This window comes from Streptomyces sp. WM6372 (assembly GCF_001279655.1).
Taxonomy (GTDB): domain Bacteria; phylum Actinomycetota; class Actinomycetes; order Streptomycetales; family Streptomycetaceae; genus Streptomyces.
The window spans coordinates 37894-52919 of record NZ_LGDB01000220.1; the positions used below are offsets into that span (position 1 = coordinate 37894).

General features: G+C 72.6%; 13 protein-coding genes. 10 read left to right on the top strand and 3 right to left on the bottom strand.

All coding sequences use genetic code 11. The features are described 5' to 3' along the window. Positions 1 to 129 precede the first annotated feature (129 nt). The 5 genes from ADK52_RS31340 to ADK52_RS31360 all read left to right on the top strand — a co-directional run bounded on the left by ADK52_RS31340 (position 130) and on the right by ADK52_RS31360 (position 5570). Positions 130 to 789 carry a DUF4328 domain-containing protein gene (locus tag ADK52_RS31340; protein ID WP_053693238.1) on the top strand — a complete coding sequence of 220 codons (660 nt, stop codon included), beginning with the start codon at positions 130 to 132 and terminating at the stop codon, positions 787 to 789. Positions 790 to 879: 90 nt separating this feature from the next. Next, complete coding sequence (locus ADK52_RS31345; RefSeq protein WP_053693239.1) at positions 880 to 2904, top strand: NADPH-dependent 2,4-dienoyl-CoA reductase; 2025 nt, start codon at positions 880 to 882, stop codon at positions 2902 to 2904. Between the two features lie 15 nt (positions 2905 to 2919). Next, a complete protein-coding gene (locus tag ADK52_RS31350) occupies positions 2920 to 3777 on the top strand; it encodes an alpha/beta fold hydrolase (RefSeq protein WP_234344327.1) in 858 nt (285 codons plus the stop codon). Between the two features lie 42 nt (positions 3778 to 3819). Beyond that, positions 3820 to 4233 (top strand): PaaI family thioesterase, encoded by a 414-nt coding sequence (locus tag ADK52_RS31355; RefSeq protein ID WP_053693252.1) that lies wholly within the window; start codon positions 3820 to 3822, stop codon positions 4231 to 4233. Positions 4234 to 4238: 5 nt separating this feature from the next. Continuing rightward, entirely contained in the window at positions 4239 to 5570 is a 1332-nt protein-coding gene (locus ADK52_RS31360; protein WP_053693240.1) for an MFS transporter, read from the top strand. Here the strand turns inward: ADK52_RS31360 and ADK52_RS44080 are convergent. After that, positions 5539 to 5808: a hypothetical protein gene (locus ADK52_RS44080; protein ID WP_053693241.1), complete on the bottom strand. Its 270-nt coding sequence runs from the start codon at positions 5806 to 5808 to the stop codon at positions 5539 to 5541. The genes ADK52_RS31360 and ADK52_RS44080 overlap by 32 nt on opposite strands. Before the next feature lie 24 nt (positions 5809 to 5832). On the opposite strand from ADK52_RS44080, the gene ADK52_RS31370 reads away from it, so the two are divergent. Then, positions 5833 to 6276, top strand: coding sequence for an SRPBCC family protein (locus ADK52_RS31370; protein WP_053693242.1), 444 nt, complete (start codon positions 5833 to 5835; stop codon positions 6274 to 6276). A gap of 22 nt (positions 6277 to 6298) precedes the next feature. Here the strand turns inward: ADK52_RS31370 and ADK52_RS31375 are convergent, their stop codons facing one another. Together ADK52_RS31375 and ADK52_RS31380 are read right to left on the bottom strand one after the other, a co-directional pair. Then, complete coding sequence (locus tag ADK52_RS31375) at positions 6299 to 7852, bottom strand: alpha/beta hydrolase (protein ID WP_053693253.1); 1554 nt, start codon at positions 7850 to 7852, stop codon at positions 6299 to 6301. Between the two features lie 181 nt (positions 7853 to 8033). Beyond that, positions 8034 to 9152: a PP2C family protein-serine/threonine phosphatase gene (locus ADK52_RS31380; RefSeq protein ID WP_053693243.1), complete on the bottom strand. Its 1119-nt coding sequence runs from the start codon at positions 9150 to 9152 to the stop codon at positions 8034 to 8036. Between the two features lie 207 nt (positions 9153 to 9359). On the opposite strand from ADK52_RS31380, the gene ADK52_RS31385 reads away from it, so the two are divergent. The 4 genes from ADK52_RS31385 (at position 9360) to ADK52_RS31400 (ending at position 14932) form a co-directional block, all read left to right on the top strand. Beyond that, positions 9360 to 11495 carry a SpoIIE family protein phosphatase gene (locus ADK52_RS31385; RefSeq protein WP_053693244.1) on the top strand — a complete coding sequence of 712 codons (2136 nt, stop codon included), beginning with the start codon at positions 9360 to 9362 and terminating at the stop codon, positions 11493 to 11495. Positions 11496 to 11780: 285 nt separating this feature from the next. Then, positions 11781 to 12461 (top strand): DUF4142 domain-containing protein, encoded by a 681-nt coding sequence (locus ADK52_RS31390; RefSeq protein ID WP_234344328.1) that lies wholly within the window; start codon positions 11781 to 11783, stop codon positions 12459 to 12461. A gap of 9 nt (positions 12462 to 12470) precedes the next feature. Then, entirely contained in the window at positions 12471 to 13892 is a 1422-nt protein-coding gene (locus ADK52_RS31395; protein WP_053693245.1) for a DUF1996 domain-containing protein, read from the top strand. Positions 13893 to 14044: 152 nt separating this feature from the next. Further along, the gene (locus tag ADK52_RS31400) at positions 14045 to 14932 is read left to right on the top strand and encodes an RNA polymerase sigma factor (RefSeq protein WP_053693246.1); all 888 of its coding nucleotides are present in this window, start codon (positions 14045 to 14047) and stop codon (positions 14930 to 14932) included. Positions 14933 to 15026: the final 94 nt, after the last annotated feature.

Consider the following 15026-nt stretch of genomic DNA (forward strand, 5'->3'; position numbering starts at 1 on the left):
TTCCGCCGCCCGGCCCTGCGCGGGCGGGGCGGCGTGGACGGGGTCGTGACGGTGACGTAGGGTCCTGGCTGCCCGCCCGCGTCGGCGGGCTTCTTCATGCCACCGTGCGCCCGTGGGGGGTCCCTCGTCATGTCCTTCGGCACCAGATCGCTGCCTCCGCTCGGCGCGCCCCCGGCGCGCTCGCTGCTCCGCTCGCCCCGGGCGCTGGCCTTGGCCCTGACCGTGCTGCTGGGGGTGTGCGCGGCCACCCGGCTGCTCCTGCTGGCCGCCGACGCCGACGGGTACCTGGCCCTCGACGGCGCCCGGGACGCGGATCCGTCGGGGCGGCTGTTCGCGGTGGCCACCAGCCTGTCGCTGCTGGCGATGCTCCCCACGGCCGTGGTGTTCGTCGTCTGGTTCCACCGGGTCCGGGTGAACGCGGGAGTCTTCGCCCCCGAGCTGTTCCGCCGGGGCCCGGGCTGGGCGATCGGGATCTGGTTCATCCCCTTCGTGGGCTGCACCTTCCTCGCGTACGGGATCGCCACCAGCGTGTGGGCGGCCAGTGCGCGGAAGTCCCCTCGCGCCGCCGCGCCCGTTTCCGCGGCTCCCGTCACCGCCTGGTCCGTCTCCTTCGGCGCGGCGATGCTCGCCTCGCTGGTCTCCAGCAGGATGGGCGCCGCCGCCGAGGCGCAGGCCGGGCTGCGCGCCGCCGCGCTCGTCGCCATGGCGTCCGACCTGCTCTTCGTCGTGGCGGCCGGCTTCGCCGTCGTCTTCGTACGGAAGGTCTCGGCCATGCAGGCGCGGGCGTGAACTCCGCCACTTGGTTATGCACCTAGTTGCACAATCGGGCCCTCCTCGCCTAGAACAGGTTCATCACCCCCGCGCGAGGAGGCGCCCCTCATGAGTTCCCAGAGCCGGTACCCGCACCTGCTGAGCCCCCTGGACCTCGGCTTCACCACGCTGCCGAACCGCGTGATCATGGGGTCGATGCACACCGGCCTCGAAGAGCACCAGGGCGGTTTCGAGCGGCTCGCCGCCTTCTACGCCGAGCGCGCCCGCGGCGGCGCCGGCCTGATCGTCACCGGCGGCATCGCCCCGAACGACGCCGGCCGCCCCTTCGAGGGGGGATCCCGCCTCACCACCGAGGACGAGGCCGCCGAGCACCGGGTGATCACCGAGGCCGTGCACGCCGAGGGCGGGAAGATCGCGATGCAGATCCTCCACTTCGGCCGCTACGCCTACCACAAGGACCTGGTCGCCCCCACCGCCCTCCAGGCCCCCATCAGCCCCTTCGTCCCGAACGAGCTCAGCGACATCGAGGTCGAGCGCACCGTCGAGGACTTCGTCCGCGCCGCCCGCCTCGCCAAGCTCGCCGGCTACGACGGCGTCGAGATCATGGGCTCCGAGGGCTACCTGATCAACGAGTTCATCGCCGCCGCGACCAACAAGCGCACCGACCGCTGGGGCGGCGCGTACGAGAACCGCATGCGCTTCCCGCTGGAGATCGTCCGGCGCACCCGCGCGGCCGTCGGCGAGGACTTCATCCTCATCTACCGGCTCTCCATGCTCGACCTGATCCCCGGCGGCTCCACCCTCGACGAGGTCGTCCGCCTCGCCAAGGAGATCGAGGCGGCCGGCGCCACCATCATCAACACCGGCATCGGCTGGCACGAGGCCCGCATCCCCACCATCGCCACCTCCGTCCCGCGCGGCGCCTACACCTGGGTCACCAAGCGGCTGATGGGCGCGGTCTCCGTCCCGCTCGTCACCAGCAACCGCATCAACACCCCGGAGATCGCCGAGGAGCTGCTCGCCGACGGCCGCGCCGACCTGGTCTCGCTGGCCCGCCCCTTCCTCGCCGACGCCGACTTCGTCGCCAAGGCGGCGGCCGGCCGCTCCGAGACCATCAACACCTGCATCGGCTGCAACCAGGCCTGCCTCGACCACACCTTCAGCGGCAAGATCACCAGCTGCCTGGTCAACCCGCGCGCCTGCCACGAGACCGAACTGGTCCTCTCGCCCACGCAGCTGAAGAAGCGCGTCGCCGTCGTCGGCGCCGGCCCGGCCGGCCTCGCCTGCGCCGTCTCCGCCGCCGAACGCGGTCACGCCGTCACCCTCTTCGAGGCCTCCGGCCACATCGGCGGACAGCTCGACATCGCCCGCCGCATCCCGGGCAAGGAGGAGTTCGAGGAGACCATCCGCTACTTCGGCACCCAGCTGGAGGCCAGTGGCGTCGAGGTCCGCCTGAACACCCGCGCCGACGTCGAGGCCCTGGCCGGCTACGACGAGGTCGTCGTCGCCACCGGCGTCACCCCCCGCACCCCCGACATCGAGGGCGTGGAGCGCGCCAACGTCGTCAGCTACCTCGACGTGCTGCGCGACGGCGCCCCCGTCGGCGAGCGCGTGGCCGTCGTCGGCGCCGGCGGCATCGGCTTCGACGTCGCCGAGTTCCTGACCGACAGCGGCGAGGGCGCCTCCCAGGACCCCGAGACGTACTTCCGCCACTGGGGCGTCGACACCACGTACGCCGGCCCCGGCGGGCTCACCGCCCCCGAGCGGCCCGCGCCCCCGCGCCAGGTCCACCTCCTCCAGCGCAAGACCACCAAGGTCGGCAAGGGCCTCGGCACCACCACCGGCTGGATCCACCGCGCGGAGCTCAAGCACCGCGGTGTCGTCTCCGTCGCGGGCGCCACGTACGACCGGATCGACGACGAGGGCCTGCACATCACCGTCGAGGGCGAGCAGCGGCTCGTCCCCGCCGACACGGTGGTGCTCTGCACCGGCCAGGAGCCGCGCCGCGACCTGTACGAGGCCCTGCTCGCGGCCGGCGGCCGGCCGCACCTCATCGGTGGCGCGGATGTGGCCGCCGAGCTGGACGCCAAGCGGGCGATCCGCCAGGGTACGGAACTGGCAGCGACCCTCTGACCCGGTTCGGGAGCCATGATGTTCACGTTCGACAGCAGCGACGGCACCACCGTGACCGTGCACACGTGGCTCCCCGCACCGGCCGGCCCCGATCCGCGGGCGATCGTCCTGATCGCCCACGGCATGGGTGAACACGCCCAGCGGTACGCCCCGTTGGCCGGGGAGCTGGCCGCGCGCGGCTACGCCGTCTACGCGCCCGACCACCGGGGCCACGGCCTGACGATGAACGCCGGGCCCGGCGTGCTCGGCGAGAACGGCTGGCAGCTTCTGGTCGACGACCTCGCCGCGCTCTCGGAGACGGTCCGCGGACTGCACCCCGGCATCCCGCTGGTGCTGCTCGGCCACAGCCTCGGCTCCTTCGCCGCGCAGCACTACCTGCTCGACTGGCCGGAGCACGCCGACGCCGTCGCGCTGTACGGCACCACCGCCGTGGACCGGATGTTCCTGCGGGTCGCGGAGGCCGGTGCGGACCCGCTCGTCGCCTTCAACGCGCCGTTCGAGCCCGCCCGTACGCCCGCGGACTGGCTCAGCCGGGACGAGGCCCAGGTCGACGCCTATCTCGCCGACCCGCTCTGCGGCTTCGCGATCGACGACCGGGCCATGGGGGAGCTGTACGAGGCCGCCTCGACCCGGTTCCACGACCCGGCGGGCGCGCCGCCCGCCGTTCCGCTCTATGTCGCCGTCGGCTCGGCGGACCCGCTCAACTACGGGCTGGAGCTCAGCGATCTGGTCGTCGAGCGCTACCGCGCGGCCGGCCACCCGGACGTCGAGTACCGCACGTACGAGGACGCCCGCCACGAGCTGTTCAACGAGACGGACCGGGGCGAAGTCGTCGCCGACCTGCTGGCGTGGCTGGACCGCGTACTGCGCTGAAAGGTGTTGTGGCGGCCCGGGGCGGGCCGCCACAATCTCCGGGTGACCTTGACGCCCGCAGACGCAGACAAGATCCTCGCCGACAACTTCGCCCCCTGGGTGCTCGCCCTCGGGCTGACCGTCCAGGAGACGGGCGAGCGGCACGCCGTACTACGGCTGCCCTGGTCGCAGGCTCTGGCCCGGGACGGCGGCGGCCTGTCCGGGCAGGCCCTGATGGCGGCCGCAGACACCGCCACCGTCATCGCGATCTCCGCGGCGCGCGGCGCGTACGGGCCGATGACCACGGTCCAGCAGTCGACCAGCTTCCAGCGGCCGGTGGTCGGCGCGGACGTGCTGATCGGGGTCCGGGTGACCAAGCTCGGCAAGCGCATGGCCTTCGCCGACATCACGATGACCCCCGAGGGCGCCGAGGAGCCGTCCGCGACGGCGTCGACGGTCTACGCCCTGCTGGGCTGAGCCGGGTGCCGGGCCCCGTCCACCACCCCTCGCTCTGGCGGAACCGCGACTTCAACGTCTTCTGGCTCGGCCAGGCGCTGTCCGTCCTCGGCGGGTCGATCTCGCTGCTCGCGCTGCCCCTGCTGGTCCTCGACGCCACCGGATCCGTGGTCCAGATGGGCCTGATCACGGTCATCTCGGGGGTCGGCGCCATCGCGACCGGGCTGTTCGCCGGGTACGTGGTGGACCGGACGGACCGGCGCCGCCTGATGATCGCCTGCGATCTCGTACGGGCGCTGCTGCTGGGCGCGGTCCCGTTCATCTGGCTGGCCGGGCCGCGGATCTGGGTGCTGTACGTACTGACGGCACTGGTCACCGTCTTGAAGACGCTGTTCGACGTGGCGTACGTGACGGCGGTGCCGAACCTGGTCCGTGCCGAGGACCTGACCGCCGCCAACGGGCGGCTGACGGCGGCCTTCGCCTTCGGGACCCTGTGCGGGCCGGCGGCGGCGGGGTTCATCGCCGCCGGGGTCGGCCCGGACTGGGCCCTGGGGGTGGACGGGGCGACCTTCCTGGTCTCGGCCGTGAGCCTGCGGTGGGTGACCTTCGGGCGGGAGGGCGCCGCCGCGCCGGGGGTCTCGGAGCAGGGGGTCTCGAAGCCGGGTACCCCTGAAGCGGGGAAGCTGCGCGAGGTGTTCCTCGAGATGTTCGCCGACGGGGTCCGCTTCCTGTGGGCCCACCCCGTGCTGCGCGCGCTGACCGTACTGCTCACGCTGCTGACCTTCGTCACCATGGGCGCCACCGACCTGCTGGTCTTCCGGATCCGACACGATCTCGGGCTGGGCGCGGCCACCGTCGGCTACGTCATCGCCGTGAGCGGGGTCGGTGTCGTCGGCGCGGCCTTCGCCGCCGCGCCGCTGCGCCGGACCTTCGGGTTCGGCGCCTGCTGGCTGGGCTCGACCGCCCTGATCGGCGTCTCGGTGGCGGGGACCGGTGTCAGCCGCAGCCTGCCGGTGATCGCCGTACTGGCCGCCCTGTTCATGTTCGGGCTGACCCTGGGCGCGGTCTGCTCGCTGACCCTGCGCCAGGAGGTGACACCCGATCCGTTGCTCGGGCGGGTCACCTCTGCCTTCTGGACCGTGCACAACGCCTCGGGTCCGGTGGGCGCGGCCGCCCTGACCGTGCTGGCCGCCCGGCACGGGGTCCCGGCGGTCAGCGTCGCCGCCGGGGTGTTCTGCCTGGCCATCGTCGGGGCGGGGCTGCTGACACCGCTGCGGGGGAGCCGGGTCGGCGGCGGCCCTGCGGGGGACGCGGCGCGGGGCGCGCTCAGCGGGTCGCGGCGGTCGTCACGCCGGTGAGGCGCTCCGCCTCGGACCGGAGACGGGCGTTCGCCGTACGGTCCAGGGCGCGGCGGGTGATGCGGGCCTGCGCCGTCGGGCCGACCAGGCCGACCAGGCCGAACCGGTCGCCCGGGCCGTAGTAGCCGCCCGCGGCCGCGTCCGGGCTGGTCGCGGCGCTGTCCGGGCTGCTGGCGCGCGCGGCGGGCGCGGCGGGCGCGGCGCGCGCATAGGGTGCGGGTCTGGGATCGTGGATCACGGGGGCGCGTACGGAGGAGCAGCCATGTCCGGACAGTTCGAGTCGACCGTCGAGATCGACCGGCCGGTCGGGGAGGTCTTCGCCTATCTGGCCGACGGCCGCAACGACCCGCAGTTCAGCCCGCGGGTCCAGGAGATCAGCAAGACCCCCGACGGTCCGACCGGTGTGGGCACGGTCTTCCGCAGCACGGTGAAGGACGCCGGGATGAAGACCGGCCGCGAGTTCCGCATCACCGGCTTCGAGCCGCAGCGGCTGATCCGCTGGTCGGAGCAGAGCAAGAACCTGGTCACGGCCGAGGGTGGGTACGACTTCGAAGCCCTTCCCGGCGACCGCACCCGGGTCCGCATCTTCAACACCCTCGAAGGACACGGACTGGGCAAGCTGCTGGTGGGCTTGGCGCTGGGCGCGGCCCGCAAGGACGCGCCCGACTTCGGCCGCCGGATCAAGGCCGCCGTGGAGGCGTCCTGACCGGCGGCCGAAGCCCCTGGGGTCAGAACCTCCCGTCGGCCAGGACCGGGAAGCGCTGCGGCGACTGCGGGGCGATCTCGGAGCGGCGCTCCTGCGCGGCCGGGGTCGCCTGGCACGTCACGTCCTGGGCGGGCAGCTTGCCCGTCGCCAGGTAGGAGTTGACCGTGGCGTTGGCGCAGGAGTTCGGGTCGGCGAGGTACACGCCGTGGCCCTCACCGCCCATCGCGAGCACCATCCGCGAGCCCTTGAGCGCCTTGTGCAGGCCCTGGCCGCTGACCAGCGGGGTCTGGGAGTCCCACTCGTTCTGCACGGTCAGCACGTCGGTCTTCGTCTTCATCGCCGTCGCCGGCTCGATCGGCCGCTGCCAGTACGCGCACGGCTTGATGTTGGAGGCGTAGTCCCCGTAGAGCGGGTACCTGGCCTTGTCCTTCGCGGCCTCCCGCTCGTACTGCTCCGGGTAGCGGGGCCATTCCGTGTCCCCGCACACCACGGACCAGAAGACGGCCGTACCGTTGTCCGACGCCGGCTCGGCGGTCGGCTTCAGCAGCCGGCGCTGGGCCTCGGTCAGCCGGAGCGGCTTGCCGTCGGCCGCGTCCTTCAGCGCCTTGACCAGGGGGGCCGCCTGCGAGGGGTAGAAGAAGAGGGCCCGCGCGGTGCGGATGCCATCGCCCGTGAGCTTCGTGCCCTCGAACTCGATCGGCTCCTGGTCCGCCCGGGCCACGAGGTCCCAGAAGGTCTTCGAGACCGCGTCCGGGGTGTCGCCGAGCCCGTAGTCGGCCGAGCGCTCGGCCGTCCACTGCGTCCACCGCTTGAAGGCGGGCTCCGCCTCCGTCGCCCACACCTGGATCATGCCCCGCCAGATGCGCTCCGGGTCCACGCCGCTGTCCAGCACGAATCGGTCGCTGCGGTTCGGGAACATCTGCGTGTACACCGCGCCCAGGTACGTCCCGTACGAGTAGCCGACGTAACTGATCTTCTTCTCGCCCAGCGCGGCGCGGATCGCGTCCATGTCGCGCGCGGTGTTGCGCGTGGTGACGAACGGCAGGATCGAGCCGGACTTCTCGCGGCACTTCTCCGCGACCGTACGCGCCCAGGCCACGTCCGCCGGGTACGTCTCCTCCTTGTACGGCCGGTCGAAATTCTGCTCGGCGTCGGTCAGCCCGCAGGTGATGGGCGTGGACGCGCCGACTCCGCGCGGATCGAAGCCGATCAGGTCGTACTGGTCGCGCACGTCCTTCGGCATCAACTCGTTCATCATCAGCGGCAGATCGAGCCCGGTGCCGCCCGGCCCGCCCGGGTTGAGCAGCATGGCACCGTGCCGCTTGGCCGGGTTCTCGCTCTTGATCCGCGATATCGCGAGGTCGATCGTGCGGCCCTGCGGGCGCCGGTAGTCGAGCGGTACCTTGATCGTCGCGCACTCGTACGAGGCGGGCTGATCGGTGCTGCAACGCAGCCACGACGGCTTCTGCGGGGTGTACTCCGCGGCCGGGGCGGCGGAGGCCTGCGTCGCGGAGAGCAGCGGGACGGTGGTCGCGATGAGACCGGCGGCGGCGAGCATGGGTGCGAGGCGTTTCATGTTCACGAAGAGCCGTTTCCTTCCGTGAATGCGATGGCCTCACCACCCTGTTGTACGAAGGCCCCCGGGCGAATCATCCCGGAGGGCCGGTCCGTATGAGTCTCACGAACGAGCTCAAAACCGGACAACTGGCCGACACGCCAAAGGAATTGATGGCACGGCCGAGACGCGGCCGGAAGGTTCAGGCGCCGCCGCTGATGCGCTCGATGGCCACCATCGCCGCGTCGTCGCCGAGGCTGCCGCCCGGGGAGTGCGCCAGCAGGTCCGCGCAGAGGTGGCGCAGGAGCGCGTCCGGGCCGTCCCCCGGCCAGTCGGCGGCGCGCTCCGGCAGCGGGTAGAAGTCACCCTTGGCGTCGCGGGCCTCGATGACGCCGTCCGTGTAGAGCAGGATCACGTCGCCCGGCTCGAAGGAGAAGGACTGCGGGGCGAAGCCGGAGTCCACGTACTGCGTCAGGCCCAGCGGCGGCGCCGGGTGGTCCACCTCAAGGGGGATGACCCGTCCTCCGCGCAGCAGCAGCGGCGGCGGGTGCCCGCAGCTGATCAGCCGTACGGTCATCTCCCGATCGGGGATGTCCAGTACCGCCGCCGTGGTGAACGCCTCGCCGGGCTCGCCGGCCGGCTCGCCCGTACCGTCCGGGTCCGCGGCCACGGCGGCCTCCAGGTGGGCGACCAGCCTCGGCAGGTCCGCCTCCTGGTGGGCGGCGGCCCGGAACGCGCCGAGCACCAGGGCGGCGTCCCCGACCGCCTCCAGGCCCTTGCCGCGGACGTCGCCGATGATCAGCCGGGTGCCGTTCGGGGTGCGGGTGGCGGCGTACAGGTCCCCGCCGATCTGGGCCTCGGCCTCCGCGGCCAGGTAGACGGAGGCCAGGCGCAGCGGGCCCATCCGGTCGCGCAGCGGCCGCAGGACCACCTCCTGGGCGGCCTCGGCGACCGAGCGCAGCTGCGTCAGCTGCTTCTCGTGAACCTCGCGCAGGTGTGCGAATACGGTGACGAAGATCGAGATCAGGACCAGCGCAATGATCTGGAAGGTGTGGTTCAGGTCGGTGGCGGTGGTCCGCACCACGGCGACCGTCACCTGGGCCGCGACGGCCACTGCGCCGACGAACCCCGTCATCCACGGACCGGCGAAGGAGGCGGTGACGGCCGGGGCCGCGACCAGGAACGGCCCCAGGTGGACATCGGGCGGGGCCAGGACGTCGACCACCGTGACGGCCGCGATCAGCGCGAAGGGAACCGCCAGCAGGGGCAGGCGCGGTTCACCGACGTGGCGCTGGCTCGGATGCGGCGGCCGATGGTCCATGACTCCTGAATACACCGCGCGTATTGTTCCCGCGCACCGGCCGCGCACCGCCCGCGCTCCGTCGTACGGCCGTATCGGGGGGCCGCTGCGCTGCCGGTCCGGGGGAGTGGAGAGAGGATGGGAGCACCCCGGGCGCGGACCCGGGGCGTGGAGACCGAGCGGGCCGATGCACCGCCCTGCGGCAGTGGACGGGAAGGAGCGGCCGGCATGAGTACGGCGGACGCCTTCCCGGCCGACCCGGAACCGGCGCGCCCGGGCCCCCCTGCCGAGGCGGCCGGCCCGGAACCCTCCGTCGACCCCGCCACCGGGCCCGGCCTCCTGGACGTCCTCGGCGTCGCGGCGGTGGTCCTCGACGCGGAGGGCCGGATCGCGCTGTGGAGCCCGCAGGCCGAGGAGCTGTTCGGCTACACCGCCGGCGAGGCGCTCGGCCTGCTCGCGGCGCAGCTGCTCGTCGACGAACAGAACCTGGCGATGGTCCTCTCCCTCTTCGAGGAGGTGATGGCCGGCCAAGGCGCGTGGGCCGGGGCGTTCCCCGTACGGCACAAGGACGGCAGCACCCGCATGGCGGAATTCCGCAACATGCGGCTGGAGGACGCCGACGGGCGGCTCTACGCCCTCGGCATCGCCTCCGACCAGGTCACCGTGCGCCGCGTGGAACGCGACCTGGCCCTGTCGATGCGCCTGGTCGCGCAGTCCCCGATCGGCCTGGCCGTCCTGGACACCGAGCTGCGCTACGTCCTCGTCAACCCGGCCCTGGAACGGATCAACGGGTTGCCCGCCGCCGGACACATGGGCCGCCGCCTCCACGAGGTCCTGCCGCATCTGGACGCCGAGTCCATCGAGGAGGCCATGCGCGAGGTCCTGTCCACCGGCCGGCCGCAGCTGAACCGGTTCACCACCGGCCGTACGCCCGCGGACCCCGATCAGGACCACGCCTGGTCGCTCTCCCTCTACCGGCTGGAGGACCCGGCCGGGCGGCCGCTCGGCGTCGCCGCCTCCGTCGTCGACGTCACCGAGCAGCACAAGACCTCGATGGCCGTCGCCCTGGCCCGCCAGCGGCTCGCCCTGATCGCCGACGCCTCGGTACGCATCGGCACCACCCTCGACCTCTGGGTCACCGCGCGCGAGCTCGGCGACATCGCCGTGCCGCAGCTCGCCGACCTCGCCACGGTCGACGTCCTCGACGCCGTCCTGACGGGGGACCACCCGCCCGGGGCCCCGACGGACGAGACCGTGCAGTTCCGCGCCCTCGCCGTCAAGGCGGCCCGCCCGACCCCCGCCACCCTCGCGGCCGACCCGGTCGGCACGATCGCCCGGTACGACACCACCCGCGTGGTCACCCAGTGCGTACGGGCCGCCCGCCCCGTGCTCGTGGCGGAGGTCACGGCGACCGAGCTGCCCAGCGTCGCCCGCGACGCCGAGGCCGCCACCCTCCTCGCCGCGGCCGGGCTCCACTCGTACCTGGCGGTGCCGCTGATCGCCCGCGGCGAGGTCATCGGCGCCCTCGGCCTCCAACGCACCGACAACCCGCTGCCGTTCGACCACGACGACGTCCTGCTGGCCAGCGAGCTCGCGGCGCGCGCCGCCGTCTGCATCGACAACGCCCGCTGGTACCAGCAGCAGCGCCGCGCCGCCCTCGCCCTCCAGCGCCACCTGCTGCCCCACCACCCCACCCCCACCCCGGGTCTGGAGATCGCCTACCGCTACCAGCCCGCCGCGGCGGCCGGCGAGGTCGGCGGGGACTGGTTCGACGTCATCCCGCTGCCCGACGACAAGACCGCCCTCGTGGTCGGCGACGTCATGGGCAGCGGCATCAACGCGGCCGCCACCATGGGTCAACTGCGCACCGCGGCCCGCACCCTGGCGGAACTCGACCTCGACCCCGCCACCGTCCTGACCCGGCTCGACCACACCGCCACCGGGCTCGGGCACACCATGGCCACCTGCGTGATCGCCGTGTACGACCCGCACCGCAACCGGTGCCGCATCGCGACCGCCGGCCACCTGCCGCCGGTACGGACGAGCCCCGGGCGGCCGCCCGAGCTCCTCGACCTGCCGACCGGCGCGCCCCTCGGGGTCGGCGGCGTGCCCTTCGAGGCCACCGCGCTGGACCTGGGCGTCGGCGACCAGCTCGTCCTCTACACCGACGGGCTCGTCGAAACCCGCGACCAGGACATCGACATCCGTCTCCAGGCGCTCACGGCCCTGCTCGACGACCCCGACCGTCCCCTTGAGGAGACCTGCGACCTGCTGCTGGCCGAACTGCGCCAGCCGGACGACCGCGACGACGTGGCCCTGCTCGTGGCCCGCACCCGACCCGTGCCCGAGGCGCCCCAGAGCTAGGCCGTGTCCTTCGGATCATGCCGGGCCCGGCGCTGGCGCTCGCGAACGGTACCAGCCTTTCAGGGCGTTGCCCGGATGTTTGTCCATTCGTGATGGTCCTTCCAAACAGGCACCACAACTGGCACTAGCGTCCCGTGGCACCCGGGGAGCGCGGGTGCATCGGACACGGGCAACTGCCGGAGCCCGAGCCGACGCAGCCCCTCCCGGCCCACGCAGCAAGGAGGCAAAGTGCTGTCTTTCCGTCGGTCGGCCGTCGGCAGCATGTCGGTGGCATCGAGACACGTGATGGCAACCGGCGTCGTGATCGGCGCCCTCGCCTTCACACTGATCGCGTTGCTGATCCCCGTGCAGAAGTTCGGCGGGGCGAACGCCTCGGCCGCCACCGCTCCGGCGGCCGACGACGACGGCGGCGGGATCCAGAGCACGGCCTTCGGGCCGCTCACCCCCCAGGACCGGGACTTCGTCCGCAAGGTGCGGCTCGCCGGCCTGTGGGAGCTGCCCGCAGGGCGGCAGGCCATGCAGCGCGGCACCCGGCCCGCCATCCGCACGGCCGGGATGCACCTCGTCGAAGGCCACACCGAACTGGACCGAAGGGTCCTGGAGGTGGGGCAGGCCCTCGGCATGGAGCTTCCCAGCCAGCCCAGCGCGCAGCAGCAGGGCTGGCTCGACCAGCTGGAGAAGGCCCAAGGCCCCCAGTACGAACAGCTGTTCACCCAGCTGCTGCGCAGGGCGCACGGCAAGGTGTTCCAGCTGGTGGCACAAATCCGCGCGCAGACCCGCAACTCCATGGTCCGGGCCCTGGCCACGGACGCCAACACCACCGTCCTGGACCACATCACGGTCCTAGAGGCCAGCGGCCTGGTCGACTTCGACGGCCTCGCGGACGCCCCGCCGGGCACCCCCGCCGCACCCGCGCCTGCCGCACCCGCCCCCGCCTCCTCCACCGTTCCCCGACCGACGAAGTGAAGTGATCGCATGAGCCAAAAGGGCCACAAACGCCGACTGCGGCCGAAGCACAAGATCCTTGCCGTGATGTCCGCCCTCGCGCTGGGCGGCGGCGGGGTCGTGATCGTCGAACAGGGCGCCTTCGCCGGGCAGGACTCCCGTGCGCCCGTGACCGCCACCATCGACTGCCCGGACGTCGGCGACAAGCTGGAGAACGTACCCGACCAGGCCCGCGGCGAGGTGGACAAGAACCTCGCGAAGCTCGACACCCAGGTCGCCGACGCCTACCAGCAGCTCTCCTCCGGCCGGGCCAAGGGCAAGGCCCTGCTGGGCGGGCTGAAGCAGCAGCGCGACAAGACCATCACCGACCTGTCCGGAGCGCTCGGGAAGGCGGGCCAGAAGCCCGACGGACTGCAGGGGCTCAGCGCGTGCGTGATGAAGGAGGCGGCGGCCGCCGACCCGGCGGACGAGCCGGCCCTCGCGAACGGCGCCGACGCCGCCGCCAAGCAGGGCGCACCCCAGCAACAGCAACAGCAGCAGCAACAGCAGCAGCAACAGCAACAGGCCAAGGGAGGCCCGGCCCGCAGCGACTTCGTCGCCATCAACACCGTGAAGCCCAACGTGAAGAAGCCCGCGGCCCGCGGCGGCGCCTCCACCGGATCCTTCGCCGTGCAGTGCGGGACCAACAAGGAGAACCACTTCAACCCGGACAACGTCATCGTCGCCCCCGGTGTGAGCAACGGCGCCCACCACATGCACGACTACGTCGGCAACAAGACCACCGACGCCTTCTCCACGAACAACAGCCTCGCCCAGTCCGGGACCACCTGCACCAACGGCGACCAGTCGACCTACTACTGGCCGGTGCTGCGCCTGCGCGACGGCAAGGCGGAGAAGGACGCCAAGGCGCCCGGCGGCGGCCAGGACGCGAACATCGGCACCATCCTGAAGCCGAAGCAGGTGACCATCGAGTTCAAGGGCAGCCCCGTCAGCAAGGTCGCGGCGATGCCCCGCTTCATGCGGATCATCACCGGCGACGCCAAGGCCCTGACCAACGGGAACGCCAACGCCAACGCGTCCTGGAGCTGCACCGGCTTCGAGAACCGCCAGCTGAAGGACAAGTACCCGGTGTGCCCCAAGGGCAGTGACGTCGTCCGGACGTTCAACTTCCAGAGCTGCTGGGACGGCAAGAACATCGACAGCGCCAACCACCGCACCCACGTGGCCTTCGCCGACGCCAACGGCAACTGCAAGAAGGGCTTCAAGGCGATCCCTCAGCTGGTGCAGCGGATCGTCTACAGCGTGCCGGCCGGCTCCCGGTTCGCCGTGGACAGCTTCCCCGAGCAGCTGCACAAGCCGGTGACCGACCACGGTGACTTCATCAACGTCATGTCGAACGGCCTGATGGCCGGTGCGGTGCGCTGCATCAACGACGGGCGCGCCTGCCGCTGAGAACCTCGGGGCGGCGCCGCCCTCCCACCTCCCCCGCGTCGCCCCGAGAGCGGTGCCGGTCCGAAGCCGACTTCGGGCCGGCACCGCATACGCGTATGTGCCACTGCCCGAAGGGGCCGCGTCCGGGCCCTGAGACCCACACGAGGAGTGCCATGTCCGGCTCTCGTCACACCACCCCTCCCGAACCCGAATCCAAACCCGAACCCGAATCCAAACCCGAACCCGAATCCAAACCCGAACCCGAACCCGACCCGGACCCCGATTCAGGTCCCGAGCCCCCCGACGGGGAGCTCATACTGCGGCTCAGGGCGGCCTACGCCGCCGGCGACGGCGATCCGGCCGCCTGCGAGCTCCTCTACCGGCGGCACCGTGCCGCCGTTTTTGCATGTGCGCGCCGCTGCTCCCGGTCCCCGCAGGATGCCGAGGACCTGGTCTCGGAGGCGTTCATCCGTACGCTCCAGGCCGTCCGCTCCGGAGCCGGGCCGCGGGAGGACTGGCGTCCGTACCTCCTGTCGGTGGTCCGCCGTACCGCCGTCGAGTGGCGGGCCTGCGCCGGCCGGACCGTCCTGACAGCTGACATCGAGGCCTGGTGCCGGCCCGGCCCCGACGGGGACGACCCGCAGCGCCGGCTGCTGGACGGCGAGGACCGCCGGCTCGTCGCCCGCTCCTTCCAGGCCCTGCCCGAACGCTGGAAGGCCGTCCTCTGGCACACCCTCGTCGAGGACGACTGCCCGCACCCCGTCCCGCTGCTGCTCGGCATCAGCCCGAGCGCGGTCACCTCGCTGGCCTTCCGGGCCCGCGAGGGGCTGCGCGAGGCGTACCTGCGGGCCCATCTGGACACGGCCGCCGACGACCGGTGCCGCCACTACGGCACCCTGCTCGGGGCGGTGATCCGGCGCCGCGGGACCACGCCCCGCGGCCGCGGTCTCGCCCGGCACCTGGCGGCCTGCCGGTCCTGCTCCCGTGCGTACGCCGAGCTGCTGGACCTCAATGCCGCGCTGCGGGCCGGGGCGGCGTCCGCCGTACTCGCGAGCCTGTAGGACGGTGGCACGAGGCGGCCCCGGTCCCCTCCGCTCCGCGGGGGCGGGGGAGGGGACCGGGGCCGAATCCGTATATGGGGGAGGGGGTTGGGGG

What these genes read in the sequence shown, in the direction of transcription:
- ADK52_RS31375 (WP_053693253.1), bottom strand. Translation starts at nt 7,852, where the DNA reads ATGAAACGCCTCGCACCCATGCTCGCCGCCGCCGGTCTCATCGCGACC.
- ADK52_RS31400 (WP_053693246.1), top strand. Translation starts at nt 14,045, where the DNA reads ATGTCCGGCTCTCGTCACACCACCCCTCCCGAACCCGAATCCAAACCC.
- ADK52_RS31395 (WP_053693245.1), top strand. Translation starts at nt 12,471, where the DNA reads ATGAGCCAAAAGGGCCACAAACGCCGACTGCGGCCGAAGCACAAGATC.
- ADK52_RS31380 (WP_053693243.1), bottom strand. Translation starts at nt 9,152, where the DNA reads ATGGACCATCGGCCGCCGCATCCGAGCCAGCGCCACGTCGGTGAACCG.
- ADK52_RS31345 (WP_053693239.1), top strand. Translation starts at nt 880, where the DNA reads ATGAGTTCCCAGAGCCGGTACCCGCACCTGCTGAGCCCCCTGGACCTC.
- ADK52_RS31390 (WP_234344328.1), top strand. Translation starts at nt 11,781, where the DNA reads ATGGCAACCGGCGTCGTGATCGGCGCCCTCGCCTTCACACTGATCGCG.
- ADK52_RS31350 (WP_234344327.1), top strand. Translation starts at nt 2,920, where the DNA reads ATGATGTTCACGTTCGACAGCAGCGACGGCACCACCGTGACCGTGCAC.
- ADK52_RS31385 (WP_053693244.1), top strand. Translation starts at nt 9,360, where the DNA reads ATGAGTACGGCGGACGCCTTCCCGGCCGACCCGGAACCGGCGCGCCCG.
- ADK52_RS31340 (WP_053693238.1), top strand. Translation starts at nt 130, where the DNA reads ATGTCCTTCGGCACCAGATCGCTGCCTCCGCTCGGCGCGCCCCCGGCG.
- ADK52_RS31370 (WP_053693242.1), top strand. Translation starts at nt 5,833, where the DNA reads ATGTCCGGACAGTTCGAGTCGACCGTCGAGATCGACCGGCCGGTCGGG.